This is a genomic window from Dapis purpurea BLCC-M126, assembly GCF_050015975.1.
Classification (GTDB): domain Bacteria; phylum Cyanobacteriota; class Cyanobacteriia; order Cyanobacteriales; family Microcoleaceae; genus Trichodesmium.
In genome coordinates this window covers 1-1,964 of record NZ_JBNHER010000237.1, presented here as the reverse complement: position 1 = coordinate 1,964, position 1,964 = coordinate 1, and the positions used below count along the sequence as shown (strand labels likewise).

The following is a 1,964-nucleotide window of genomic DNA, read 5'->3' as shown; positions in this document are numbered from 1 at the left end:
CCTCAGTCTCCACCCCTAGCTCCCCAAAGTTCCCAGTCTTCAGCCCCACTGCCTCCACGTTCACCTCTCCCTCTCCAAAGTCCCCAGTCTTCAGCCCCACCGCCTCCAAGTTCGCCCCTACTTCTTCGCAGAACAGAAAGACCAAGCAATCAAAATACACAAAGACCTAATAATCCTTCTCCCTATAATTCAACTGCCACTAATGGCACACCAACTCTTGTAGAAGATGTCCAAATAAAAGAAGAGGGAGTAGTTCTCAAAACAAGTGGTAAATTACCAGAAATTGAACTGAAGAAGAGTGTTGACCGTACCTGGATGACAATTGATGTCCTTAATGCTACTCTAACTGCCAAGGGTCTCAAACCAAATCAAAGATTTAATGAATCTGGATTAACAATTACTCAACTAACTCAACTTTCAACTGCACCAGCAGTAGTTCGTCTGACAGTAAGTTTGCCAGATACTAATACTGAATGGCAAGCTCGCGCTTATGCAGGTGGAGTAGCAGTATGGCCTCAAGGAGAAGCACCACCGACAATTAATCAAGGTACTGGCTTTGCGGTGGTTAAGTCAGTAGAATTAAAGAATGGTAATGAGTTAGTGGTTACTGGAGACCAAGCTCTAAACTATACCAGTGGTTGGGATTCTGAAACAGATGCTTATGGAATTACTATATATAATGCCAAGGTAGATGACCGATTGAGATTACCAGGCCGACAGGTTGGTAGTCCTTTGGTTTGGGCTAAAATACGTCAAGAAGATCCAGAAACAGTTACAATTCTGGTTAAGCCTGCTACTAACGTAAAAATTGCAGAAGTAACTCAGATTACGGCCCAACAGTTATCTTTGCCTATGGGTTGGGGTAATATTGGAACTGCACCTCCAGGTTGGAAGCCCAATCCTACACAGCAATCTTCTAGTTCAAGACCCTCACTATTTTCACGGGGAAACAATTCATTATCCCGAAATCCATCATATCCAAATTCATCACCCCAAAATCCACCACCTCAGAATAGATTACCTCAGAATTCCTCTGAAAATTTGCGTCCGAGACGCTGGCCTTTTCCTTGGCCTCGTCGCAATAATAGACGCCCTAATAATACTAATCCTCGTTTTCCTTTCCCCAATAGATTACCTCAACGTGATGGACGACTAATGATAGTTATAGACCCCGGACATGGGGGACCCACAGATTTAGGTGGAGTGGGTATTGGAGGTCTGCGGGAGAAGGATATTGTGTTACCGATGTCATTAGAGGTAGCTAAAATTCTGGAGCAGAATAATATACAAGTTGTTATGACTCGTAAGACAGATCGGGATTTAGATTTACCACCACGCTCTGCAATTGCTAATAGGGTTGGAGCAGATTTGTTTGTGAGTATTCATGCTAATGCTATTAGTATGAGTCGTCCTGATGTGAATGGTTTAGAAACTTTTTATTACCAAAGTGGGCGTGCTCTAGCAGGGTATATTCAGAATAGTATGTTGGAAGCTTTTCCGACTATGAATAATCGTGGTGTAAAGCGAGCACGTTTTCATGTATTAAGACATACTAAGATGCCTGCTGTTTTGGTAGAGGTGGGTTTTGTCACTGGTAATTATGATTCGAGGATACTTGCCGATCCTGTTCAACGTAGTCGCATGGCGCAGGCAGTTGCTCGTGGCATACTTAGATATGTTCAAGCTTATTCTCGTAAATACACCACTCCTAGCAGCCTGTGAAGTACAAATTAGCGGGCAAGATGCCCGCACTAAAAATATTACAAGTAATATAAAAATCAAGAGAAAGAATTGATGATTTCTGAAAGATAATTGATTTTATTTTTGATTATAGGAGATGTATATTAATCTTTCTCAGGAGTTAAATTTTCAGAAAAATATTAAACATAAATACTTAATTATTTGCTCCTATTTACCGAATAATTATTAATTATTAATTATTAATTAAATAATTCAGGTTTAAA

Annotated in this window: 1 protein-coding gene; it reads left to right on the top strand. The window is 40.6% G+C overall.

Annotated features, from left to right (window positions below; translation table 11 throughout):
* On the top strand, positions 1-1,722 hold a 1,722-nt coding region (locus ACP6PL_RS21165), incomplete at its 5' end, for an N-acetylmuramoyl-L-alanine amidase family protein (protein ID WP_426547252.1).
* Positions 1,723-1,964: the final 242 nt, after the last annotated feature.